The sequence below is a fragment of the Bartonella bovis 91-4 genome (genome assembly GCF_000384965.1).
GTDB classification, from domain to species: Bacteria; Pseudomonadota; Alphaproteobacteria; order Rhizobiales; family Rhizobiaceae; genus Bartonella; species Bartonella bovis.
The window spans coordinates 1,455,578-1,479,940 of sequence record NZ_CM001844.1; the positions used below are offsets into that span (position 1 = coordinate 1,455,578).

The 24,363-nt window shown below is 40.8% G+C and carries 22 protein-coding genes and 1 pseudogene; 12 read left to right on the plus strand and 11 right to left on the minus strand.

Annotation, left to right across the window (positions count from 1 at the left end; translation table 11 throughout):
- Positions 1–57 precede the first annotated feature (57 nt).
- From ftsH to BBBE_RS06380, 5 genes are all read right to left on the minus strand, one after another.
- Positions 58–2,133, minus strand: a complete 2,076-nt coding sequence (ftsH, locus tag BBBE_RS06360; protein ID WP_010701692.1) for an ATP-dependent zinc metalloprotease FtsH — start codon at positions 2,131–2,133, stop codon at positions 58–60.
- 123 nt (positions 2,134–2,256) lie between these two features.
- Positions 2,257–3,864: a tRNA lysidine(34) synthetase TilS gene (tilS, locus tag BBBE_RS06365; RefSeq protein WP_010701693.1), complete on the minus strand. Its 1,608-nt coding sequence runs from the start codon at positions 3,862–3,864 to the stop codon at positions 2,257–2,259.
- On the minus strand, positions 3,849–4,727 hold the full coding sequence (locus tag BBBE_RS07375) for a tol-pal system YbgF family protein (protein WP_152023210.1): 879 nt from the start codon (positions 4,725–4,727) through the stop codon (positions 3,849–3,851). The genes tilS and BBBE_RS07375 overlap by 16 nt, the downstream gene beginning before the upstream one ends.
- 760 nt (positions 4,728–5,487) lie before the next feature.
- Entirely contained in the window at positions 5,488–6,006 is a 519-nt protein-coding gene (gene pal, locus BBBE_RS06375; protein WP_010701695.1) for a peptidoglycan-associated lipoprotein Pal, read from the minus strand.
- A gap of 509 nt (positions 6,007–6,515) precedes the next feature.
- A complete protein-coding gene (locus BBBE_RS06380; protein ID WP_010701696.1) occupies positions 6,516–7,232 on the minus strand; it encodes a DUF1013 domain-containing protein in 717 nt (238 codons plus the stop codon).
- 397 nt (positions 7,233–7,629) lie between these two features.
- Here BBBE_RS06380 and BBBE_RS06385 point away from each other — a divergent pair, with 397 nt between their 5' ends.
- Positions 7,630–8,376: a YebC/PmpR family DNA-binding transcriptional regulator gene (locus tag BBBE_RS06385; RefSeq protein ID WP_010701697.1), complete on the plus strand. Its 747-nt coding sequence runs from the start codon at positions 7,630–7,632 to the stop codon at positions 8,374–8,376.
- A gap of 437 nt (positions 8,377–8,813) precedes the next feature.
- Here the strand turns inward: BBBE_RS06385 and rpmE are convergent, their stop codons facing one another.
- Positions 8,814–9,035, minus strand: coding sequence for a 50S ribosomal protein L31 (gene rpmE, locus BBBE_RS06390; protein ID WP_010701698.1), 222 nt, complete (start codon positions 9,033–9,035; stop codon positions 8,814–8,816).
- Positions 9,036–9,242: 207 nt separating this feature from the next.
- Here rpmE and BBBE_RS06395 point away from each other — a divergent pair, with 207 nt between their 5' ends.
- Positions 9,243–11,060 carry an ABC transporter transmembrane domain-containing protein gene (locus BBBE_RS06395; protein ID WP_010701699.1) on the plus strand — a complete coding sequence of 606 codons (1,818 nt, stop codon included), beginning with the start codon at positions 9,243–9,245 and terminating at the stop codon, positions 11,058–11,060.
- A gap of 339 nt (positions 11,061–11,399) precedes the next feature.
- Here the strand turns inward: BBBE_RS06395 and BBBE_RS06400 are convergent, their stop codons facing one another.
- The 4 genes from BBBE_RS06400 to BBBE_RS06415 all read right to left on the minus strand — a co-directional run bounded on the left by BBBE_RS06400 (position 11,400) and on the right by BBBE_RS06415 (position 14,936).
- Positions 11,400–12,191, minus strand: a complete 792-nt coding sequence (locus BBBE_RS06400; RefSeq protein WP_010701700.1) for an inositol monophosphatase family protein — start codon at positions 12,189–12,191, stop codon at positions 11,400–11,402.
- 3 nt (positions 12,192–12,194) lie between these two features.
- A complete protein-coding gene (gene efp / locus BBBE_RS06405; protein WP_010701701.1) occupies positions 12,195–12,767 on the minus strand; it encodes an elongation factor P in 573 nt (190 codons plus the stop codon).
- Between the two features lie 384 nt (positions 12,768–13,151).
- A complete protein-coding gene (locus tag BBBE_RS06410) occupies positions 13,152–14,234 on the minus strand; it encodes a tetratricopeptide repeat protein (RefSeq protein WP_010701702.1) in 1,083 nt (360 codons plus the stop codon).
- Between the two features lie 36 nt (positions 14,235–14,270).
- Complete coding sequence (locus BBBE_RS06415) at positions 14,271–14,936, minus strand: thiamine phosphate synthase (RefSeq protein ID WP_010701703.1); 666 nt, start codon at positions 14,934–14,936, stop codon at positions 14,271–14,273.
- Between the two features lie 99 nt (positions 14,937–15,035).
- Between BBBE_RS06415 and BBBE_RS06420 the strand changes: the two genes are divergently transcribed.
- Both BBBE_RS06420 and BBBE_RS06425 read left to right on the plus strand, forming a co-directional pair.
- Positions 15,036–16,208, plus strand: coding sequence for an OpgC family protein (locus tag BBBE_RS06420; RefSeq protein WP_010701704.1), 1,173 nt, complete (start codon positions 15,036–15,038; stop codon positions 16,206–16,208).
- Between the two features lie 151 nt (positions 16,209–16,359).
- Positions 16,360–16,878, plus strand: a complete 519-nt coding sequence (locus BBBE_RS06425; RefSeq protein WP_010701705.1) for a DUF1465 family protein — start codon at positions 16,360–16,362, stop codon at positions 16,876–16,878.
- Between the two features lie 8 nt (positions 16,879–16,886).
- Here BBBE_RS06425 and BBBE_RS07460 read toward each other — a convergent pair whose 3' ends face one another.
- Positions 16,887–17,081 carry a hypothetical protein gene (locus BBBE_RS07460; RefSeq protein ID WP_022708782.1) on the minus strand — a complete coding sequence of 65 codons (195 nt, stop codon included), beginning with the start codon at positions 17,079–17,081 and terminating at the stop codon, positions 16,887–16,889.
- A 232-nt stretch (positions 17,082–17,313) separates the two neighbouring features.
- On the opposite strand from BBBE_RS07460, the gene ruvC reads away from it, so the two are divergent.
- The 8 genes and pseudogenes from ruvC (at position 17,314) to tolB (ending at position 24,172) form a co-directional block, all read left to right on the plus strand.
- On the plus strand, positions 17,314–17,817 hold the full coding sequence (gene ruvC, locus BBBE_RS06435; RefSeq protein ID WP_010701706.1) for a crossover junction endodeoxyribonuclease RuvC: 504 nt from the start codon (positions 17,314–17,316) through the stop codon (positions 17,815–17,817).
- Positions 17,818–17,820: 3 nt separating this feature from the next.
- Positions 17,821–18,456: a Holliday junction branch migration protein RuvA gene (gene ruvA / locus BBBE_RS06440; protein ID WP_010701707.1), complete on the plus strand. Its 636-nt coding sequence runs from the start codon at positions 17,821–17,823 to the stop codon at positions 18,454–18,456.
- 59 nt (positions 18,457–18,515) lie between these two features.
- Entirely contained in the window at positions 18,516–19,610 is a 1,095-nt protein-coding gene (gene ruvB / locus BBBE_RS06445) for a Holliday junction branch migration DNA helicase RuvB (RefSeq protein WP_010701708.1), read from the plus strand.
- Positions 19,611–19,791: 181 nt separating this feature from the next.
- Positions 19,792–20,208 (plus strand): annotated as a pseudogene (gene ybgC, locus BBBE_RS06450) (tol-pal system-associated acyl-CoA thioesterase); the annotation flags it as partial.
- Positions 20,209–20,380: 172 nt separating this feature from the next.
- Positions 20,381–21,094, plus strand: coding sequence for a protein TolQ (gene tolQ / locus BBBE_RS06455; protein ID WP_010701710.1), 714 nt, complete (start codon positions 20,381–20,383; stop codon positions 21,092–21,094).
- 10 nt (positions 21,095–21,104) lie between these two features.
- Positions 21,105–21,557 carry a protein TolR gene (tolR, locus tag BBBE_RS06460; protein ID WP_010701711.1) on the plus strand — a complete coding sequence of 151 codons (453 nt, stop codon included), beginning with the start codon at positions 21,105–21,107 and terminating at the stop codon, positions 21,555–21,557.
- 89 nt (positions 21,558–21,646) lie between these two features.
- The gene (locus tag BBBE_RS06465; RefSeq protein WP_010701712.1) at positions 21,647–22,774 is read left to right on the plus strand and encodes a hypothetical protein; all 1,128 of its coding nucleotides are present in this window, start codon (positions 21,647–21,649) and stop codon (positions 22,772–22,774) included.
- 63 nt (positions 22,775–22,837) lie between these two features.
- The gene (gene tolB, locus BBBE_RS06470; RefSeq protein ID WP_010701713.1) at positions 22,838–24,172 is read left to right on the plus strand and encodes a Tol-Pal system beta propeller repeat protein TolB; all 1,335 of its coding nucleotides are present in this window, start codon (positions 22,838–22,840) and stop codon (positions 24,170–24,172) included.
- Positions 24,173–24,363: the final 191 nt, after the last annotated feature.

The window sequence follows — 24,363 nt, forward strand, 5'->3', positions numbered from 1 at the left end:
CCGCTTTACTCAAATCTTAAAGGGAAATTTTTTACCTTGAGTACTATCTACCCATTTCTAAGCATCTGGATTGTTCTTAGAATCATTCTTTGCTTTCACCTTATTGTCATTACTTACTTTTAGCGTACTCTTAGAAACACTTTTAGAACTACGAGCCTTCTTTTCAGTAACACCAGTGTTCTTCTCAGCAGCATCAGTCTTTTTTTCAGAAACATCAGTTTTCTTTTCTTCAACACGAAGTTGTGATTTTTCTTTTCCACCCTTACCACCTGTTTTGGGCACAGATGAAGTACGTGAAGGAACATGATCATTGCCTTGCGTGCGTGAAGGTGGTTTGCCTGCAATCACTTCATTAATTTCTGCACCAGTTAATGTCTCATATTCTAACAAACCTTGAGCCAATGCGAACCACTGTTTCTTTTTCGTTGTGAGAACTTTTGTTGCACTTTTATAAGCATCATCAATAAGTCTGCGCACTTCCATATCGATCATGCGTGCCGTTTCTTCAGAAACATTTTGCGTTCTTGCAACTGAATGACCTAAAAAAACTTCATCTTGATTATCGCCATAAGCAACATTGCCAAGCATCTCAGAAAATCCCCACCGGGTGATCATAGCACGTGCCAATTTCGTGGCCTGTTCAATATCAGAAGCCGCACCAGATGTGATATTTTCCTTTCCGAATTTTAGTTCTTCGGCCACTCTTCCACCCATCATAATAGCCAAGCGTGAAATCATCCACCGATAGCTCATGGAATAGCGATCACCTTCAGGCAATTGCATGACCATCCCCAAAGCTCTTCCTCTTGGTACAATTGTTGCTTTGTGAACAGGGTCAGCAGCAGGCACATTTAAAGCCACAATAGCATGCCCTGCTTCGTGATAAGCAGTCAGCTCTTTTTCCTCTTGTGTCATAGCAGTTGAACGGCGTTCAGCCCCCATCATGACTTTATCTTTTGCATCTTCAAACTCTTGCATTGTCACCACTCTTTTGTTGCGACTTGCAGCCATTAAAGCAGCTTCATTAACAAGGTTCATCAGATCAGCACCGGAAAATCCTGGTGTTCCTCGCGCTAAAACCTTCAAATCAACATTGGGCGCTACAGGCACATTGCGCACATGAACTTTCAAAATCTGCTCACGCCCAGCAACATCAGGGTTTGGCACCACAACTTGTCGATCAAAACGCCCTGGTCTTAACAAAGCAGGGTCAAGCACATCTGGCCGGTTTGTTGCTGCAATTAAAATAATGCTTTCATTAGGCTCAAACCCATCCATTTCAACAAGCAATTGGTTTAATGTTTGTTCGCGCTCATCGTTTCCCCCGCCAAGTCCTGCACCACGATGGCGCCCAACCGCATCGATTTCATCAATAAAGATAATGCAAGGAGCATTTTTTTTAGCTTGTTCAAACATATCACGAACACGGCTTGCCCCAACACCTACAAACATTTCCACAAAGTCTGACCCTGAGATGGTAAAAAATGGAACATTGGCTTCCCCAGCAACAGAGCGTGCAAGTAAAGTTTTTCCAGTTCCTGGTGGCCCAACAAGCAAAACACCACGGGGAATACGCCCCCCTAAACGCTGAAATTTTTGTGGATCACGTAGAAAATCGACAATTTCTTGTAAATCTTGCTTTGCTTCTTCAACACCAGCAACATCTTGAAAGGTGACCCGCCCATGCGCTTCACTTAGTAATTTTGCTTTTGATTTCCCAAACCCCATTGCACCACGTGATCCATTTTGCATTTGTCGCATAAAAAAGATCCACGCCCCAACAATAATAATAACAGGAAGAAGAGAGAATAATAAATTCAATAAAATACTATTCCCAGAACTTTCAGGTACAGCCTTCACATTCACCTTGTTATCTTCCAATTTCTGTACCAAAGCAGGATCTCTTGGTGCATAAGTTGAAATGATTCGACGATCAGCGGTATGTCCTGTTAACTTTTGACCTTGGATAGTCACAGTTGTAAACTCGTTATTCTCGACTTTCTTTAAGAAATCAGAATAGGAAAGCTCACCATTTCCGGTTCGCTGGCTGCTTCCATTAAAGAAAGAAAACAACGCAATGAGTACTAAGGCAATAAGCCCCCAAATCATGAGGGAGCGGTAATTGGAATTCATATTCAGTCCACTTATCAGATATAAATTTTTATAGAATAATGAGTAACATATAATCTTGTCCCCGCCTTGCCAAGACATGAATAGGGTGTTTATCATTTTTTAAAGCGATTTTTTGTATCTTTTTCATGTAATGTTAAAAAAAGGCTTTATAACATTAATAAAAGCAGCATCTTCACACAACAAAAGCCAATCAAAAGGTGCAAGAATGCGCTGCACAATTACTTTATGACGACAAGAGAAATAAGAAAGCTCTGGAATATCAACGCCTTTGGCACCTAAAACCAATGGAAGAGATTGCAACGAAGGAAAATGAGGTCGTTTACAATCAACCATATTCTCAAAATCAATCATATCCCCAATTACCTCATCCTTGCCAATATGGGTGCTAGAAAAATGTTCCCCATACCTAAGAAACTGTTTTAAATGAACAAGATCAGCAGCACGCACTTTAAGGGCATCTGCTTCATGATTGGTGATCTGATAACGCCCATCCCATAAAAGGGTTTGCCCAGGAAGGACGATCGCTTCTTGAATGTTTCGTGCTTCACGCCAAAAAGCAATTCCCTTTTGACTATATTCAATAAGAGATCTAGCCAAAGTAAAGCGTTTTTTTTCTAAAGAGTGGAAACATAATTTTTGATTAAGAGCGCTCAACTTTTGAGATGCAAGCAAATAAGAACTGCCTCCCATCAACACAGCAAATAACCCCACAACAAATGGAAACCCCGGATGATGGCGTAAAAAGGGTGCAGGCCTTTTAATAAAACATCGCCCATATTCAACAACAATATCCAAAGCTAGAATCAAATCAGCAATCATTTGTGCGTATTGACGCCGTTTTAATGCAGCTTCATTAACTTTTTGAGCAATTTTAGAAAAGTTTTTAGGATGAATAGAACGGCGCACACGTACACGTTCAAAACGTAAATCATCATTCGTCGGATCATCAATCCATGCTATTTCCCGCAAACGCAAATAAGCACGCAATGTATCGCGCTTAATGCCAAGTAATGGGCGAATCAAACGCACTTTTTGGCGCAATAATGCCTCACGCGCAATACAAGACAAACCACGCTCAATCAGTGCACCATTGTCTTGCAGTTCATCACCCTCTTTTAACGAGCTCGCCGCATCCATTTCCTCCCATGTATTATTACTATCACCTTGCTCCCCCTGTTGTGAAACGCCATCAACCTCAACCCCACATCGCATAGCACAAGCCTTACCACCGCGCCCTATATCAAAAACACTCTCATTCTCTGATCTTAAAGCAAAACTTTTATCTTGTTGCAAAACAGCTCTATCCTTTAAGACACGTTGGCAGCGCATATAATAAGTTTCGACCTGATCATTGAGAGTGTGCCCTGTCATAATGAGCGTTGCACCTTGTTTTTCAGCTTCTTGGAACAATAAATCATACCGTGCAACACGCGCTTTTTGAGAAACATCTGTCTTTGGCTTTGCACCTTCCCACCGCACAATGACATGCTTAATCTGATAGGCACGACAAATTTCTGCTACCTTCTGCGCTTCATAAGCTGATTCTTCACGTAATTGATGATCAACCGTAACAACAATAATCTCAGGGGGAGAAAGCAATATCTTAAAATAATCTTTGAGTAAAAACAACAAAGCCAGCGAATCACCCCCCCCAGAAGCCGCCACAATCAGCTTTTGACAATGAGTAAAATCTGACTTCTTAAAAATATTTTCTGCTAATTGGGTGAGCACTGAGAACGACTCTGTTCTTGTTTAAGGCGTTTACAAAAAACGCACTCTAACGTTTGGTAGTGTTTTGGAATGTCAGCAAAAACATCACAAGCCGCTTTATTTTGACCAAGAGCAGCCACACTCATTGCTAATTTTAGCAAAATTTCAGAGCCATATAAAGTATCTTTATACGTATACCATACATACAAATAAACCTGTGCGGCCTCATGATAGCGTTCTTGCCCAAGCAAAGATTCTGCTAACCAAAAAACAGCATCACCAACTAAAGGATCCCGCTTATAAAGCTTTTGAAAAGCACAAAAAACTTTTTCAGCTTCAGCATAATTGGCAGAAAGAATAAAATCATAACCCTTTTTGTACAGCCCCTTAGGCAATAAACGTTGATCTTCATCCCCATTCATTTGTTTGGCAGTACCATTTCTTTCACGCTTTTCATCCCCACGCCTAGCATGTTTGCCATACTCTGCTTTTATGCCACTTTTATGCTCATCACCCATAACATCAACAGCACTACTCTTACCCCCTTTTTCGCGCTGCTCTCCCTTTCCACTGCGCTCCTTACCACGCTTGGTTCCTTGAATTGCTTCCTCTCGGCTTGCACCTTGCCCCTTAACCACCTGAACTATCTCCTCTAAATAAGGATTATTCAGTGGGCAATAATAATGAAAAGAGCCATCTTGATTAAAAAGATCAAGCAAGTATTGCCGAAACAAACGCTCTTCTTTCTCTCCTCGCTTACCACGCTCTAGCAACCCTTGTATCGCACGCAAAAGAAGATCCAAATCTTTGCCTTTAAGAAGAGCATCCTGATGATCCACACTCACCTTTTGTTCTGCATCTACGTGAACAAAAAGTGGGTCCATACTCCGGGGAAGAGATGGACCCACGCTTTGGGCAACTAATGTGCCCAAACTCTGATCAGAAGATGGACCCCTGCTCGGGGGAAGAGGCGGGTCCATACTGTGGGCGGACGATGTACCCAAACTCTGACCAGAAGACGGGCCCATACTCCGGGGAAGAGATGGACCCACACTTTGGGCAACTAATGTGCCCAAACTCTGATCAGAAGATGGACCCCTGCTCGGGGGGAGAGGCGGGTCCATACTGTGGGCGGACGATGTGCCCAAACTCTGACCAGAAGACGGGTCCATACTCCGGGGAAGAGAGGGACCCATATTTTGGACAACCAATGTGCCCAAACCGTGATCAGAAAATGAACCCATACTCGAGGAGGGAAGAGATGGGATCACACTTTGGGCACCCAATATACCCAAACTCTGACCAGAAGATGAACCCATGCTCAGGGGAAGAGATGGGCCCATAGTGCGGGCGGAGGATGCGCCCAAACTGTGACTATAATATGAAGTCAAATTGTTATTAGAAAATTGAATAGCATTTTGAGGTGTACTTTGAACAGACCAAAAAAAGCAAACCAATACAATTAATATAAAAACACAAGCATGCCAGAATGATAATTGATACAAAAAACCAGTTTTCCAGCTCTGTTTGCGCCCAACATGCAAAACTTTTCTCCCCTTAAATAGTTGTGAATGACCTCTAACACATCATTAATTTTACTTTTTAACCACCATCCATCTATGGCCTTAACCACTGTTTACAGATTTAACCGTCGTTTACGGAATTGATTGTCAAAACAACACGTCGATTTTGATTCCAACATGAAATATCATCACATACAGCAACAGGTCTTTCTTTTCCGTAAGAAATCGTTCTCATCCGCTGTGAAGACACACCAAGAGAAACAAGATAATCGCGAACAGCAACTGCACGCCGTTGCCCAAGGGCTAAGTTATATTCGCGCGTTCCACGGTCATCGGCATGCCCTTCAACAGTAATATAATAGTGGGGATAGCGCAATAACCATTCAGCTTGACGCTTCAAAACACGTTCAGCATCAAGCTCAATAGAAGAAGAATTAAGACTAAAGAAAACACGGTCTCCCACATTCACCGTAAAATCTTGTGTTGAACCACTTACAGCACTATTAAAATTTGCACCCCCCATAGAAGAATGCATGCCACCCATTTCATTGATATTCTTTTTGGCACAACCAACAACAGCCAACAAGAAAACAAAGACCACAACTAGTGGACGACAAAATATGTTTCGGATAAACCCCATATGCTGATTCTCCTTAATAAAAAGCACTAAAGTTAAGGACTTTTAATACGCTATCCCCTAAAAATTTTATCAGAAAATAAATATTTCACTTAAAGCACACTTCCTTTTCATGTGCATTCTTTTTTACATTCTCTTCTCTTTTGCAACCCTTTTCAAGTCTTTTCGCTCTGCTTTTCACTCTTTTGCGTAAACCTTTAGCGCCCCCTTAAACCCAAGGCCTTTCCAAAGTGCACACTCTGCACACCTACTTTAGCAACTTGAATGACTTTTTAAAAGCACATTTAGCTTGGCAAAAAACCTTATCAACATCAAGATTTTTTGTCTACAACTGGCTATCCTCAACATTGACATTGATCTCAAACGCACCATCACTGGAGACGCAAAATCTCCCTCTCAATATTTTCATTCTCAATGAACGAAAGACAAAATCTTAAAGCTCCCCTTATCTTAAAGCTCCCCTTGCACAAAAATAAACTGCCACCACTTTATAACGAACGCTTGCTATATGACTAATGCTCGTTATCTGATTGATCTTTTTTGAGCGCATTTAGTTTGGCAAAAACCTTATCAGCATCAAGATTTTTATCTACAATTAGTTCATCCTCAACACTAGCAGCTGATTGAGGCTCACCATCATTGAGAGCAAAATTTTCTGTTACTGATGCAGGAAGCAAAGTTTCGCTCCTTGCTGAAGGGAGAGGGCGATTTTTTGCAGCCCGTTGGAGCTCAATATCCAAATCAATTTGCAAGCACAAGCCAAGCCCCACAGGGTCACGAGGAACTAAATTAGCACTATTCCAATGTGTCCGATTACGAATTTGCTCAATGGTTGTTTTTGTTGTTCCAATCAATCGCGAAATCTGTGCATCTTTCAACTCAGGATGATTAAGGACTAACCATAAGATCCCATCGGGGCGATCTTGACGTCGAGACAAAGGAATATAGTGAGCGCGTTTGCGTTTTGGTGTTGGAATACGCACCTTTGATTCGCAAATCTTTAAACGTGCTTTTGGATCAGCCTCCACACGAGCAATTTCACCGCGTGTTAACTGCCCAGAACTAATGGGGTCAAGACCTCTAACCCCATGGGCAGATTCACCATCAGCAATGGCTTTTACTTCCAAAACATGCAACTGACAAAATTCTGCAATCTGATCAAAAGAAAGTGCCGTGTTATCAACCAACCACACAGCTGTCGCTTTGGGCATCAAAAGTTTTGTTGCCATCTTTATACTATCCTTTTGTTTGCCCCTTTGAAACTAAAGGCAAGTTACTGCCCATTTTAGAAACTCTGAGCATTTATTTTGAAATATACAACGGCTTATCACGGCTTCCAATGAAGAGCCATAGAGTAAACCATTTTTCCACGAAATCTCCTCCTTTTTCATGAAATTGTCTTTATAGCGTGATTTTTATACCACGACAAGACACATGTCTTTAGATGATCATAACAAGAGTGTATTTACCTTTTTTATGAATCTTCTTATAAGTTTTTTCAATCTGAGCACCTTATGTTGCAACACATATATTTTGCTAAACAACATATATTAATATATTATTTTGCTAAACAATATATATTTTGCCAGACAAGGTTGTGTGATCATCCAAACTGAAAGGGAAGCCATGGCAGGCCACTCACAATTTAAAAATATTATGCACCGTAAAGGGCGTCAAGATGCAATACGCTCAAAAATGTTCTCTAAACTTGCGCGTGAAATTACAGTTGCAGCCAAACAAGGCGCTCCTGATCCGGCAATGAATCCACGTTTAAGGCTGGCTATCCAAAACGCTAAATCGCAATCCATGCCAAAGGATAATATTGAACGCGCCATTAAAAAAGCCACAGGCGGTGATGTTGAAAATTATGATGAAGTGCGCTATGAAGGCTATGGTCCGGGCGGTGTTGCAATCATTGTTGAAGCTTTAACCGATAACCGTAACCGTACCGCTTCCAATGTGCGTGCTGCCTTTACCAAATCCGGCGGTGCTTTAGGGGAAACAGGGTCTGTTAGCTTCATGTTCAACCGAATCGGTGAAATTATCTATAATCTTGAAGCAGGCACACCAGACAGTATCATGGAAGCAGCCATTGAAGCTGGTGCTGAAGATGTCCAAACAGAAGAAACTGGCTACCACATTCTATGTGCCTTTGAAAATATTGGTGAAGTTTCAAAAATGTTGGAAGCAACGCTTGGTGAGGCTCAGTCCATTAAAACCATTTGGAAAGCAACCACCCTTGCCCCCGTAGATGAAGAAAAAGCTCTGTCTATTTTGCGCCTTCTCACCACATTAGAAGACGATGATGATGTGCAAAATGTCTATGCCAATTTCGATGTCAGTGATGAAATTTTAGCCAAGCTGTCTCCATAAAAGCTGTCTTCATAATCATCACCTGCTCTACTACTGCAGAGTTTGATTGAATGCATCAAAGAGGCCCCCATCAAAGAGTGCTTCTTTGAAAGCAGTAAGGGGCTTTTTTAATTTTTAGTTTCTGTAATGACATTCTTGAGAATTTTTAATTGAGAATTTTCAATGCATGAATTGAGCATTCAGATTACAAAAATCTCTCACCTCACACAATTTTAACTTTCGCAAATCACCTCACGCTTCACACACGCCATGTTCTTGAAAGCTAATGCCTGTGAAATTTTGAAATAGCTCCTCCCACCTCCCACGGTGGCGTTTGCGCTTGATAGTAAGAAGCTCTTAGCACACAATCCAGCACATAACGCGCCAAATCTGCACACTCAAACGTGCTCAATCCTTATCGCAAATTTCACACGCACTGTCTTTAGAGATGGAATATTTTAAACGCCAAGATTACCGAAGCGATTTTTGAATTTAGAAACACGACCACCACGATCAACCAATATCTGGGAACCACCAGTCCATGCCGGATGGGTTGTAGGGTCAATATCCAGAGAAAGAGTATCTCCCTCTTTTCCCCATGTCGAGCGAGTTGCATATTTAGTTCCATCAGTCATAGCAACATAAATCATATGGTAATCGGGATGAATATTTGCTTTCATAATGGCATACTTTCGTTTTTACATAACGAAAAAGCGCTGTTTTGCTTTTTTTAAGTGCGCTCGCTTCGTCTTTTTGATACATTAAGTGAATTGAGATTCTTATAACTGAGCTCACATAAAAAAACAAGTGTGCAAAGCTCATCAATCCATAAAGCCTTAAGAATCTAGAAAACCTTATAAGGAAAAAATAAAAAGATAAGGAATAGGATGAACAAGCACACCCCCTCAACATCATCAAATCGTTCTGCCAAATTTGCACAGCCTTCTAAAAAAAGAGTTTCTTTTGCTTTGCTTGCAACTTTTGCTCCTTATATTAAACGCCATCACTGGCTTGTTCTTTATTCCTTTGTAGCTTTATTTATTGCCGCTTCTGTCACATTGGCCTTGCCTCTTGCCATTCGTCAGATGCTTGATCATGGTTTTTCTGTTTCAAGTCACGGTAATATTAATTTTTATTTTGGTATCTTATTTGTATTAGCTTTGCTTCTAGCACTTGCTTCAGCATGCCGTTATTATTGTGTCATCACATTGGGTGAGCGCATTGTCGCCGATTTACGCCGTGATCTTTTTGTCCACATCACACAGCTTTCACCTGCTTTTTTTGACCATTCTCGCTCTGGCGAAATTATGTCTAGGCTTTCCACAGATACAACACAAATAAAAACCGCTGTTGGGTCAACAAGCTCAACAGCTTTGCGTCATCTCATTGTGATAATTGGTGCAATCGTGATGATGGTCATCACCAATCTTAAACTGTCTCTTCTTGTTGTGCTTGCCATCCCCCTTGTTGCCATTCCATTAATTGTCTTAGGGCGTAAAGTGCGTCAACGTACACGCACTGCGCAAGACTGTTTAGCAGATGCAAATGCTCTTGCCTCTGAACAGATAAACGCTATTCGAACTGTGCAAGCTTTTACATCTGAAAATTTTATTTCTGCTCGTTTTGCATCTCTTATTGAACGCACCTTTCAAACAGCGCAATTTTCTGTAGTCCTCCGCTCCTTTTTTACCGGATGTGCTATTTTTCTAGTTTTCGGAAGCATTGTTGCAGTCTTATGGATCGGATCACGTGATGTTTTAAATGGCACTATGTCTGGCGGCACACTTGGTCAATTTGTCCTTTATGCGATTTTCGGCGCCATGACTTTTGCACAACTATCCGAACTTGGTGCAGAATTAGTACAAGCAGCAGGTGCAACAGAACGAATTGCCGAATTGTTGCAAGAAAAACCAACCATCACAACACCAGATTCCCCATTGCCCTTAGCAAATCCCGTTCAAGGAGCTATCGTTTTTGATCAGATTCATTTCAACTACCCTTCCAGGCCCCAAGAAAAAGTTTTGCAAAATTTATCCTTTTCCATAAAAGCTGGTGAAACTGTTGCTTTTGTAGGCCCTTCAGGGGCAGGAAAAAGCACTCTTTTTTCTCTCATTTTGCGTTTTTACGATCCCCTAAAGGGGCAAATCCAATTTGATGGCGTTGATCTTAACCACCTTTCTCTTTACGATTTACGCTCATCAATTGCTTATGTCCCGCAAGAGGTTGTTATTTTTGAAGGCACACTGCGCGAAAATATCATGTTTGGTACAAAAGATGCTAACGAAGCACAAGTCATCGCCGCAGCAAAAGCAGCAAACGCACTTGAATTTATTGAATCTCTTCCTCAAGGCTTGAACAGCCAGGTTGGAGAACGTGGAATTATGCTCTCTGGTGGGCAAAAACAACGCATTGGTATTGCACGAGCAATTTTAAGAAATGCTCCTTTATTGCTCCTTGATGAAGCCACATCAGCTTTAGATGCACACAACGAAAGGCTCGTGCAAGAAGCCTTAGAAGGGCTCATGCACAATCGAACAACATTGGTGATCGCACACCGTTTAGCAACAGTTTTAAAAGCAGACCGCATCCTCGTGCTTGATAAAGGAACCATCATTGAAGAAGGAACCCATGCCCAATTGATTGAGCAAAATGGAGTTTATGCACATTGGGCTCAACTGCAATTTTCACCAGACCAAAAATCATAAAAAATTTTTAAAACATCTAGAAATCTTACAACATACCAAAACATAACACTCAAATCATTTCAAAACATTTAGAATGCTATCAACCCATCCCCCTCAAGGTGCTCCAACAAACACTGAAAACAGCCCCTCTTCTTTTATCTCAAAGATCAGTAAAGCAAGTGGGCAAGCTCTTCCTCCCTCATCAGTTCTACCAAACACACCTCTCAACGGGCCCCACCAGCGCTGGAAACAAACGCCCCTGCCCTTATACCTTACAGATCAGTAGGCAAACCTCTTTCCCCTCATTTTATGAACTCACAAGTTTAATATGCATCTGACTGCCAGTAAAAGCCTGGTCTTTCACACGCCTTTTTTAAGCGTTTGACTTAATTGAGCATGAATAAATTCATTACCAGCGATGATGTTTTTTGTGCCAAACATAGCGCTCTCACCATCTTTATCGCTAACAAAACCACCCGCTTCACGAACAATGATGATTCCAGCAGCCATATCCCAAATTTGAAGATTATCTTCCCAAAACCCATCTGTTCTTCCTGCAGCCACATACGCTAAATCAAGAGAAGCCGCACCAAAACGACGAACCCCAGAAACTTCACCCATAACATTACGCAACTCAACAAGATAGTGCCCATGATTGTGACCTCCAAAATGGGGTGTTCCTGTTGCAATCACACATTCTCCCAACTTACGCCGTGCCGCTACACGGCAACGTCGATCGTTTAAAAAAGAACCACACCCGCGCTCAGCTGTAAAAAGCTCATCTAAAATAGGATTATAAATCACACCAGCAACGATCTGCCCTTGACGTTCCAACGCAATAGAAACAGCAAAAAAGGGAATACCATGTAAGAAATTTGTTGTGCCATCTAAAGGATCAACAATAAAACGATGTTGAGAATCCTCTCCAATAATCTCTTCTGATTCTTCCATCAGAAAACTAAATTTAGGTCGTGCCTTTATCAATTCAGAAAAAATAATCTTTTCAGCCTTGCGATCTGCTTGGCTTACATAATCAGCCGGCCCCTTTAAAGACACTTGTAAGTTTTGAACCTCACCATAATCACGCACCAAAGAACGTCCCGCCTTAAGGGCAGCTTGAACCATGACATTCATGATCGCAGAACGTGCCATATTTTATCCCTTTTCATTAGCGCGACGCACATAAATCAATTCATTAGTGTCAACAACAACACGTTCATCAACCTGAATGAAAGGTGGCACGAGAATACGAATACCATTTTCTAAAATTGCGGGCTTATAAGATGAGGTAACAGTTTGCCCTTTAATTGCAGGCTCAGTCTCAGCAATTGTTACAACAACCTGATCAGGCAGTGATATGCCAATTGGTTTTTCTTGATAAAGCTCAACAGTGACAACCATTCCATCTTGTAAAAAAGCAGCGCGATCACCGACAAAATCTTTGTGCAATTCAAGTTGTTCATAAGAGCTTGAATCCATAAAAACCAAAACATCACCTTGCTGATAAAGGAACGTAAAATCCTTTTGTTCAAGCCGCACTTTCTCAACAGTCTCAGCAGCACGAAACCGTTCATTGAGTTTTGTCCCATCAATCAGATTTTTCATCTCAACCTGGTTAAATGCACCACCTTTTCCTGGCTTGACAGCATTGCATTTAACAGCAACCCACAAACCTCCTTGATGCTCGATAACATTTCCAGGACGAATTTCATTACCATTAATTTTCATCGTTTATATTCCATCTGATTCCTTTAAAGAAGCCCTTTAATCTTTCCAGGCTTCATGTGCCTTTTTCAAGCCATTGCGGCTTTTAAAGCTTAATTTTATTTTTTCAAATTTATTTATTTTCTCAAACCATTATGGTTTTTAAAGCCTCATTTGTTTTTTTCAAACAAGATAAGCATTGTTGTGTACTCTAGCTTTTCAGCTTTTTGCAAGACTATAAAACACCTTGGAAGAAAACCTTGAACAACTTTGCCAAAAAACCACCCCTATTACAAACAACTACCCCACAGGATTTGCCAACAAATGACCTTCATGAAAAGAGCTCAAAACTCACTTAAATGAAAATGATCTTCCAAAACCATCAATCGATTTTTACCGAAAATGCGCTTAAAGAACAGGTATGAATGCGGCCGCTTTTTGTTCTGCTTTCTTCAATTGCGCCTCATCCATTCCCTGGAGCATCACTTCAAGATCAGAAGCTTGTACTTTCGCCTGTTTTGCCACCATATACCATGCAGCAGCAGTAACAACATCGCCTTCCACCCCTATTCCATCACGGTAAAGTCTTGCCAGATTAACTTGTGCCACTGCAACCATTTTAACGGCATTGTCAAATAGCAAATAAAAAGCCCGTTTAAAATCAGTCTCCCCACCACGACCCTCAATCAACCATTGTGCCAACATTATTTGGGCCATAAGGTGTTTATTTTGAGCTGCAACCTCAATCAATCTTCGTGCATTATAATCATCTTTTGGCTTTGTTAAAGTACCCACAGATAAAATTCTTGCAGCAGCAAAAGCAGCCTCAGGGTCACCAAGAGCAGCACCTCTTAAAAACAATACCAAAGCTTGTTCTTTTGCTTCATCTTGTTGATTTTGTAAATCCACCTCTTCAAGATGTTTTTTTTCATCAAAAGCTTTATGGAGAACAATTTGCCCATAATAGAAATAGGCTTCTCTCACACCAGCATGAGTTGCCTTTTGAATAAATTCTATGCCACGCTCTTTATCTTTTGTGACAAAAGTCCCACTAAATAACATAAGACCATAGCGCAGTTGTGCTTGTGGGTCACCGTTTTTTGCAGCACTCCCAAACCATAAAGCAGCGCGCTCACCATCAAGAGGAACAGCATATCCCTCCATATACATTTGACCAATCAAAGTTTGCGCAGTTGGATCATTGTATTCAGCACGCTTGAGCGCTTCATAAAAAGCTTTTAAATAGTTGCCTTGCACATAATAATCATAGGCTTTATCATATTGCCCTGCTTTTAATATTTGAGCAGAACTCTCACGATCTTTGGGTTCTGTAGAACTTTGAGACACCTTTAAAATGGATTGATCTTGTGATTTTTCTACTTTTGTAGTTTCAACTTCAACCGTTGATGCTTCTTCTCCAACAAAAGCTGCAACAGCAGACCAAGACAAAACCCCTGTAAAAATCAACACATATGCAAAAAATTTGACCATGGATGGCCTCTCCCCACTAATTACAAATATTCCTTCCTATAATAAAGGGTGACTTTTGCATTTTTCTTTGATCTTATCAAGTACAATAAAGGGGTGATCATGAGCAAAAATCATCTCTTCAATGGCAATAAATTCGCATGCCGTTTTTAAGGCTTCATCAACAGTTTCAAGATCACTGCCTGCTTGAATAATAGCAGGCACCTCCATAATCTCAGCCCACCATTGTGCTAAAGCAATATTTCGAGGATGGGAAAATGGTTTTTTATCAGCACCCAATTTTCCAAAAAACACATAATCCCCCCCAGCTTCAGCAACACTCATAGCACAGTGGCGTGTTCGTAAATTTCCAAAACCAACTATTTTTTTGTTTTTTTTCTGATTCTCCAACACATCAAAAGCATCAAGACCACTCTCCAGGTGCATCCCATCAGCTTTAATTCTGCCAGCAACACGGCTATCTTCAGCAATAATAAGGGCAGCGCCATTTTGTTGAATATCATCAGCATATATCTGAGCACTATTTTGTAAAAAAGCACCATCACCCTGATTAACAAATGAATCATATAAAATAACGCAAGCAAAAGACTTTGTTTGCAAGAGCTGACGCAAAAATACAGGATCAATAATACGCCGAACATCCAATGTTAGAACCAACTGAGGAAAAGAATAATGTTCAATTGGTTTATTTTTCTGATGGACCATACAGCCTCCCTTAAAGATTAAATTAAATAAAGATTTATTTTATCATCACGCTTTGTTAAAGGCAGATCTACCCCTTTAATCATGAAGAAGGATCTCTTGATGGCACATCATAGTATTTCCCCTCACGATACATTTCTTTTAAACTGTGATAAGCATACCTCCCCTTTATCTCACCGTGATACCCGTATTGATGTGTTGCGTGCTTTGGCTCTGTTAACGATTTTCATCAACCATATTCCTGGAACATTTTATGAACATCTCACACTTAAAAACTTTGGTTTTTCTGATTCGGCAGAAATATTTGTTTTGCTTTCAGGGGTTTCTCTTGGATTAAGCTTCCATGCTCAGGCCCTCACAAGCTGTTTTACTTCATACATGCGCAAGCTTTGGAAGAGAGCTTTTGTGCTTTATAAAGCACATCTTTTTACAACCTTTATCACATTAGCCCTCTTTTTGGGAGCCTCTGTATTATGGCGCTCAGAACAACTTTCATCTATGAATAATGTGGGGATATTTTTAACACAACCTTTCATCACATTTTTAAGCACTTTAAGTCTTGGCCATCAATTAGGCTATAATAATATTCTTTCTCTTTATATTGTTTGTATGTTGTTTGCCCCTTTTGCCCTCTATCTTACGAACAAACATAAAGGTTTTCTTCTTTTTATATCATTGATGATATATCTTATATGCGGCTTTTATAGCATTGCACCACTTTCTTATCCACTCCAAGGGCAGTGGTTTTTAAATCCTTTGTCGTGGCAGTTCCTTTTTATTATTGGGTTAACAAGCGCGATACACCTCAAACAAGGAGGGAAAATAGCCTTTCGTCCTTTAATTGTTATTTTCTCAGCAAGTTATCTTGTGTTTGCACTGTTATGGGTGCGTTTAGAATGGTGGGGAAGCTTTGGATCATCTAACTGGTCCTCACCCCTCATGAATTTTAATAAAACGTTCTTAAGTCTTCCTCGCTTGGTGCATATTCTGGCCTTAGCATCTTTAATCCTTTTCCTTCCCTGTTTGCATGAGCGACTTCACCTCTCCACAAGACATCCTTTAGCCATTTTAGGTAAATACAGCTTACCAGTTTTTGTCACAGGCACCATTTTTGCAATGTGCGGCCAAATTTTCAAAACACTAACAACAAGCACATTTTTTTTCGACACCCTCTTGATGATAAGCGGTATCGCAATACAATTTGCTGTAGCTTACTATTATGAAAATCAAAGAACTTATCGCCTTGCATCTTCAAAAAACAAAACAAATTTATAAATATTGCTACCTTACTCATTAACCTTAGCATAAGAAGTATATTGCGCAATTGTCTTTAAAAAGGCATCTTCTATAACAATGAGAAAATAAATCTTTAAATTGGTCTTTAATGTCATTATTTTTCTCATATTGGAGTATGGAGTATAAAGACGTGAATGCACATGAACCTTCACAAGATAAACCCATTATCATGATGGAACACGATGCTTTTGAGAGCGTTTTTAACCGTCTCTATGAAGAAACGATGGACCTCATTGAAGAAACAGCAGATTATATCGATAAAGAAGGTAAATGCGCTGCTCGCCACCTTTCAGACAAAACTTCTGCACTTTATGCAAAAGAAGCCATGTATTTAAGTACACGGCTAATGCAAATCGCCTCTCGACTTTTACTTTTTCGTGCAGGGCGTGAAGGAGAAATGTCTCCCGAACAAATACAAAAAGAGATTGCAAAAATTTCTCTTCATACACCATCACTAGGGCCAGAAACCGCTCATTGGACAGAGTTACCAGAAATTTTCCGCCATTTTGTAGCACGTTCTCTGCGTTTAGAAGAACGTATGCGCCATGTCAGTTATGATATCGATCAAACTTCTTGCAAAACCTTACAAAAGAACAATCCTGTAAGCAAACAAATTCAATTGCTCAAACGTGCTTTTCGGCGCTCTTAAATCCCCCCTTACCACGCAAAAACCACTTCCATTCTCTCTACCAACGCGTGCTTAAAGTTTCCTGATCTCTTCTCCCAAGCCATCTCCCCAATCTCCCAACCCCCACCTCTTACACTAATTACCCCTTCACCAACATAGCCCAACTTCTGCCCCCATCTTCTTCCCATCAATGCAAGCTTCTTGCTCCTCCACGCTCTTTCCAAACACATCTCCACCAATACACCCAACCCTTGCTACTCTAAAACAAGCTTCCTACCACCGGTGCTTTCAGCCCTGCCCTTTCCTCTTTATTAAAAAACACAATTTTTTCACAAGTCATTTCATTACATTCTTTTAGCGTTTTTACTGCATTCTTTTGGATTGTATTAATGTTTCTATGTTCTTTTTGTGTATTGCATCTATTCAAGAACAAAGAAATAACATAGGCTTAATTATATGGTAAAAGCGATTCGTATTATAGGCATCGATCCTGGATTACAGCGAACAGGGTGGGGCGTCGTTGATCTATTAGGCAATCACCTACACTTTATTGCATCGGGCACACTACGCTCTGATGCAAAAAGCCATCTTGCTTCCAGACTGTATCAGCTTCATCAAGGGCTTTCTGATGTTGTGCACCGTTTCATGCCTCATGAAGCAGCTGTTGAGAATGTTTTTGTCAACAAAGATGCTAGTGCCACTTTAAAACTTGGTCAAGCACGCGCTATTGCACTTCTCGTACCGGCCCAAGCAGGTCTTCCAGTTTCTGAATATGCTCCAAACACCATCAAAAAATCTGTTATTGGTGTGGGCCATGGTGCAAAAGAACAAATTCATATGATGGTCAAAACTCTTCTCCCACGCGCTGAATTTGACAGCAGCGACGCAGCTGATGCACTGGCACTGGCACTTTGTCATAGTACCCATCGTACTAGTTTATCCTATAGTTCACAAGGTTAATACATGATCGGCAAATTAAAAGGCATACTTGACAGCATCTGCGACGATTACATCATCCTTGATGTGCAAGGTGTGGGGTATAGCATCTTTGTATCAAACAGGCTTTTATCTTCTTTACCAACCCTTGGTGAACACTTAAACCTGTTTATTGAAACGCATGTTCGTGCAGAAGCCATTCGTCTTTTTGGTTTTACCACGAAAGCTGAACGAGACTGGTTTTGCCTTTTACAAAATGTGCCAGGAGTAGGTGCAAAAGTTGCTTTAGCTATTTTAGGAACTTTATCTCCTGGTGAACTTGCCCAAGCGATTGCATTAAACGATGTAGCAATGATCAAACGTGCCCCTGGAATCGGTCAAAAAGTCAGTGAAAGAATTATAAGCGAATTCAAAAACAAAGCATTGCCCTTCAATGAAGAGAGCAAAAATACTGAACATCTTGTGTCAAACCTCCAAGCACAAGAAACCAATCAACCAATCAACGATGCACTATCGGCTTTAATCAAGCTTGGTTTTGAGCGTGACCAAGCAGCAAAAGCTCTGGCTTCAGCACTCTCCAACCTTGAAGAGGAGAGCGTTTCCTCAGCGCTTCTCATTCGCTACAGTCTAAAATTGCTTTCCAATTCATCCAACACAAGGTAACTTTTTTCATACAACATTTTTCTGCTCAAAATACAAGGTAACAGATATACAAGGTAACAATGCATAAAGATGAAAGCCAACGCCTTCTTGGTGCCATACCCCTTCCCAATGACCCAGACCGTTCCTTAAGGCCACAAGTTCTTGATGATTTTATTGGTCAAGAAGCAGCGCGTGCAAATTTAAAAATATTTATTGAAGCAGCAAAAACCCGTAAAGAAGCTTTAGATCATGTTTTATTTGTAGGGCCGCCAGGTTTAGGAAAAACAACACTTTCGCAAATTATGGCTAAGGAATTAGGTGTTAATTTTCGTTCAACATCAGGGCCAGTCATTGCCAAAGCAGGCGATTTAGCAGCCCTTTTAACCAACTTAGAAGAACGTGATGTTTTGTTTATTGATGAAATTCACCGTTTAAATCCAGCCATTGAAGAAATTCTTTATCCTGCAATGGAAGATTATCAACTCGATCTAATCATTGGTGAAGGACCAGCAGCACGTTCAGTCAAAATCGACCTTGCTAAATTCACCTTAGTGGCAGCAACCACACGTTTAGGATTATTAACCACCCCCTTACGGGATCGTTTTGGCATCCCCATCCGGTTAAGTTTTTATACTATAGAAGAATTAGAATATATCGTTCAGCGTAATGCTCGCCTTTTTTCAGTCCAGATAAGCGATGATGGTGCCCATGAAATTGCATGTCGTGCACGTGGAACCCCGCGAATTGCAGGAAGATTGTTGCGCCGGGTTTGTGACTTTGCTCTTGTTAAAGGTTCAGAAAAAATTGACCGCTTCATTGCAGATGAAGCCCTTTCACGTCTTGAGGTTGACCACCTTGGTCTTGACCCTTTAGACCGGCGCTATCTGATCCTCATTGCAGAAACTTTCCTAGGCGGCCCTGTTGGCATTGAAACAATTGCAGCTGCTCTTTCAGAGCCACGTGACGCCATTGAAGATATTATTGAACCCTATCTCCTCCAGCAAGGTTTTATTCAGCGCACAGCCCGCGGGCGAATTATTACAGAAAAAGCTTGGGCACACCTAGGGCTTTGTGCCCCTGAATCGGCAGCTTTAGCACAAAAATCCTCGCCATCAGCTAACACGCAAGATCATTCCTCAATACAACCCACTTTATGGGAAAAAGAAGATGACTAAAACACCCCACACCAACATCAATAACACGCACATCAATAATCATCCTCACACTACTCACACCAACACCTCCCATACCAACAACCCTCTTGCCCATAATACTCGCGTCTACAATACTCACGCCAATGATACTTGCACCAACGACACTTCAACCAATTATAGTGGGGATGATTTAGCTTATGTTCATAATCTCCCAACAAGAGTTTACGTTGCAGATACCGATTTTTCTGGCGTCGTATATCATGCACGTTATTTGGAATTCTTTGAACGGGGGCGCTCAGAATTCTTGCGAAACATAGGGTGTAATAACATAGAGTTAGCATCAGGCACACAATCAACATCAAGCACAGAGGAAAAATTATTTTTTGTCGTACATCGCATAAACATTACTTATTCCCGCCCTGCACACATGGATGACCTTTTAACGGTTCAAACACGACTAGAACGTGTTCAAGGGGCACGCTTTTTTATGAATCAGCAAATCATGCGGGGTAACATCTTGTTGGTTGAAGCACAAGTAACGCTTGCTATCATGAATCAAGAAGGAAAACCACGCCGTTTACCAAAAGATCTTTTTTCTTCCACACTTGTTTCAAAATGAAACTGACTTACTTTAAAAAATAATAGAAGCAAAACAAACGGTTTTGAGCATTTTCATACTTGAATATCTTTTTGTTTAGAAACTTTAAACTTTGTTTTGTCAAATTTAGAAACTATAAAACAACATGCTTTAATGAGATTTTATTAAATCTCTCATTTAAAGGAACGATATCATGGCACACATAGAATTTGGCTCTCCAGATACCCTTGGAATGTGGAGTTTGTTTATGCAGGCCAATTGGGTTGTCAAGGCTGTCATGATTGGGCTTATTCTTGCATCAATATGGAGCTGGGCAATTATTATCGATAAAATATTCACATACCGAAAAATACGTTACAACATCAAACAGTTTGAGCAAGTTTTTTGGTCAGGTAAATCATTAGAAGAGCTTTATGTAACCTATCAAAATCAGCATAACAACAGCATCTGTGTTGTTTTTATAGCAGCAATGAAGGAATGGAAAAAATCCCTCACCAAAGGGGTTCAACCATCGTGGAATTTACAAAGCAGAATTGAAAAAGCCATGGATTTAGCCTTAGGGCGTGAGAGTGCAAAAATAGAATCAAAATTAGGCTTTTTAGCCACACTTGGATCAGCTGCCCCCTTTATCGGTTTATTTGGAACAGTTGTTGGAATTATGAATTCATTTCTTTCAATTTCGGCTTCTCAAAATACATCTCTTGCGGTGGTAGCACCAGGTATTGCAGAAGCTCTTTTAGCAACAGCAATTGGCCTGTTAGCTGCCATCCCAGCTGTGATTGCTTACAATAAACTAACGCATGAAAGCACTCAAATCATAGCACATATAGAAGACTTTGCTGATGAATTTTCAACGATTATGTCACGGCAAATTGATGAGAAAATAACCTTAAACTCATTGCAATAGGCAGTTTCCAATGGCACTTTCTCTTGCTTCTCCTTCTCAAAAAAATACACGAAAACATCGTCGTTTGCAAAATCATTTAATCAGCGAAATTAACATAACGCCTTTTGTGGATGTTATGCTTGTTTTACTGATTATTTTTATGGTTTCTGCTCCCCTTTTGGTCAATGGTATTCCTCTTGATTTACCCAAAAGCCAAGCAGGACCAGTGCAAACAGAGCGTCCTCCTTTAACAGTTTCGCTTGATACACAAGGGCGTTTTGCAATCAATCAAGACTATTATTCCACATCACAAGCATTGATTACAAAATTAAAAGAGCAGCTATCAACCGATCCAACATTGCAAAACCAACGCATTTTTGTGCGCGCTGCTAAAACTGTTGAATATGAAAAAGTTTTACAACTTCTCGCTGATATTCAAAAGGCCGGTTTTTCGCAAGTTGCTTTAGCCAGTTTAGCACAATAATAAACTCATAAAACTAGATGATCGGCAAAAGCGCACACAAAACCATATAACAGTCGATCAACAGTAAAAAAGGCTAAGGCTTAAAGAAGATGAACACAAACTCTCATCATACTATGAAAAAAAGCTTAGCTTTCTCACTTGCAGCACATATAGCCATTCTCACCTGGGGTGGAATGCATTTGACGCATTCCACTTCTTTTCCTCAACATCAACTAGAAGCCATCCCCATCACCTTAGCCCCCCTTGATCAAGAGCTTGCAAGTGCACAAGGCTCACAAAATGCACCATTTAACGAACGTCCAGCACCAAAACCAACCGCACAACCACAAGAAAAAGAAGATGCACGCCATATAGGGGATGGAACACTCGATAGTAAAGCGCCTTTAAAGCCAAAAGAAAAACTACAAAATCAAAATGTTGAGACAACACCTCTCTCTTTTGGTGAAAAAGATGCATCTCAACAAGAAGTACCTCCCCTTACAACACCAGAAAAGCAAAAAACAAAAGTAGAGCCTTCTCCACAAACAACGCCAGAAATTACCTCAAAAGCCACTGATGAGATACCCCAAAACGAAAATATAACACAACAAGAGGAACCAGAAACACCAAAAATAACAGAAACAACGACTCCAACAGAACCTGAAAACAAACCACAGCAAATTGTGCAGCTGCCAACAAAGGTTCCTCTTCCACAGACAAAAATGAAGCAAAAACCCACTAAACACGTTTCATCCCAAAGTGCACAATCACCTCAAAAAAAAGGTGAACAAACGATTGAAGATATTTTAGCGATGGATGAAAGCAATCTGATCAATCGTGCACGCACGCAAGGAGGCGGTGCAAAACGCTCCAAAGAGGCACAATCTCAAGGGGCGCGAAAAGATATTGGCGATACCACAAAAATGGCACAAACCCTCGTCAATCTTGCGGGCGCATGTATTCAAAAAAAGCTTAAACTTGTTGCTATTGGTGGAAATTTGAATAACCGTCCAGTTGTGCGTTTGCAATTTCAATTAAACCGTAATGGAATGATTATAGGCACTCCAATCATTGAGCCTCTTAAAGGTGATGAAAGTCAACAAGCCGTCATGATTCAACAAGTATATGCAGCCGTTTTTGCATGCCAGCCCTACCCAGATCTCCCGCGTGATCAGTATAATTTATGGGGGCAAGGTTTTGATTTTAATGTTGATCCGCTTCAAGAGAAAGCTCTATAATTTAACAAAAAGCTTATATAATATGAAGATATGTCTCTCTTACAAGAAAGGATAAAATCCAGCATGACAAGAATGAGATACACTCTTTTTTCTTGGTTGATTGTCACCATAAGTGTATGGCTTTCCAACTTTTCATTAGCTCACGCACAGCTTAAGGGAACCATCGCCAGTGCTGATTTTAACCCCATCTCGATCGCAATCACAGATTTTATATCCAATGATTCAATAGGGCTGAAGATTGCTGCTGTCGTTGCAGCAGATCTTGAACGATCTGGACTTTTTTTACCACTAAACAAAGCATCTTTTCCTGAAACAATCATCAATCCCGATAGTCAGCCACGTTTTTCCGCGTGGCAACACACAAATATCCAGGGGTTAGTTAGCGGGCACGTTAACAGAGAAGCAAGCGGACGATTGAGAATTGACTTTCGTCTATGGGATGTTTTTAGCAATCGCCAAATCAAAGGGCGGCGATTTTATACAGCTCCAGAACACTGGCGACGCGTTGCCCATATGATCGCAGATGAAATCTACGGTAAAATGACAGGTGAACGTGGCTATTTTGATACACGCATTGTTTTTGTTGATGAAACAGGCCCGCGCAATGCACGGGTTAAACGCTTAGCCATTATGGATCAAGATGGCGCAAATCTAACCTATCTTTCCGATGGAAGTGAATTAGTGCTCACACCTCGTTTTTCACCCAATAGGCAAGAAATTACCTACATGGCGTATGATAAGAATAAAACACCTCATGTGTATCTTCAGCAAATTGAAATGGGGCAAAGAGAATTAATCGGAACTTTTGACAATATGACAATTGCCCCTCGCTTTTCGCCAGATGGGCAAAAAGTGATTATGAGTTTATTACAAAATAACGGCAGCGCAAACCTTTATACGATGGATCTGCGCACACGCACCATGACGCGCCTGACCACAACTAAAGCTATTGATACATCAGCTTCTTATTCACCTGATGGCAAGCAGATCGTCTTTTCATCTGATCGTGAGGGAACACCACAAATTTATGTTATGAATGCCGATGGCACTAATCCTCACCGTATTTCTTCTAATGAGGGCAACTATTCCACCCCCATTTGGTCACCGCGTGGTGACTATATCGCTTTCACAAAGCAATTTCAGGGGCAATTTTCCATTGGCGTTATGCACCCCAATGGGCAAGGTGAACGGCTTTTAACCACAGGTTTTCATAATGAAGGCCCCACTTGGGCCCCCAATGGCCGTGTGCTCATGTTCTTTCGTCAAAATGCGGGTGTAGGAACAAAAATCTACACAATCGATATTACCGGGCGCAACGAACGCCAATTACCAACACCTCATGATGCTTCTGACCCAGCATGGTCAGCCTTGCTTACTGTGCATTCATATAACAAATAATCAAACCAACAAACACACACGCATCTTTCCCATGCGGGCCTTCACCCCATGAACATGCTTGAAAAATCTTCACTTACAGCGCCATCAATAACAACATCTCCCACATGAACAAACAAATGCACTTTAAAGGCAAAACACAACCCTCATCATTATGATGCACGCAATCAACGTGTCAATAATAACTACCATTC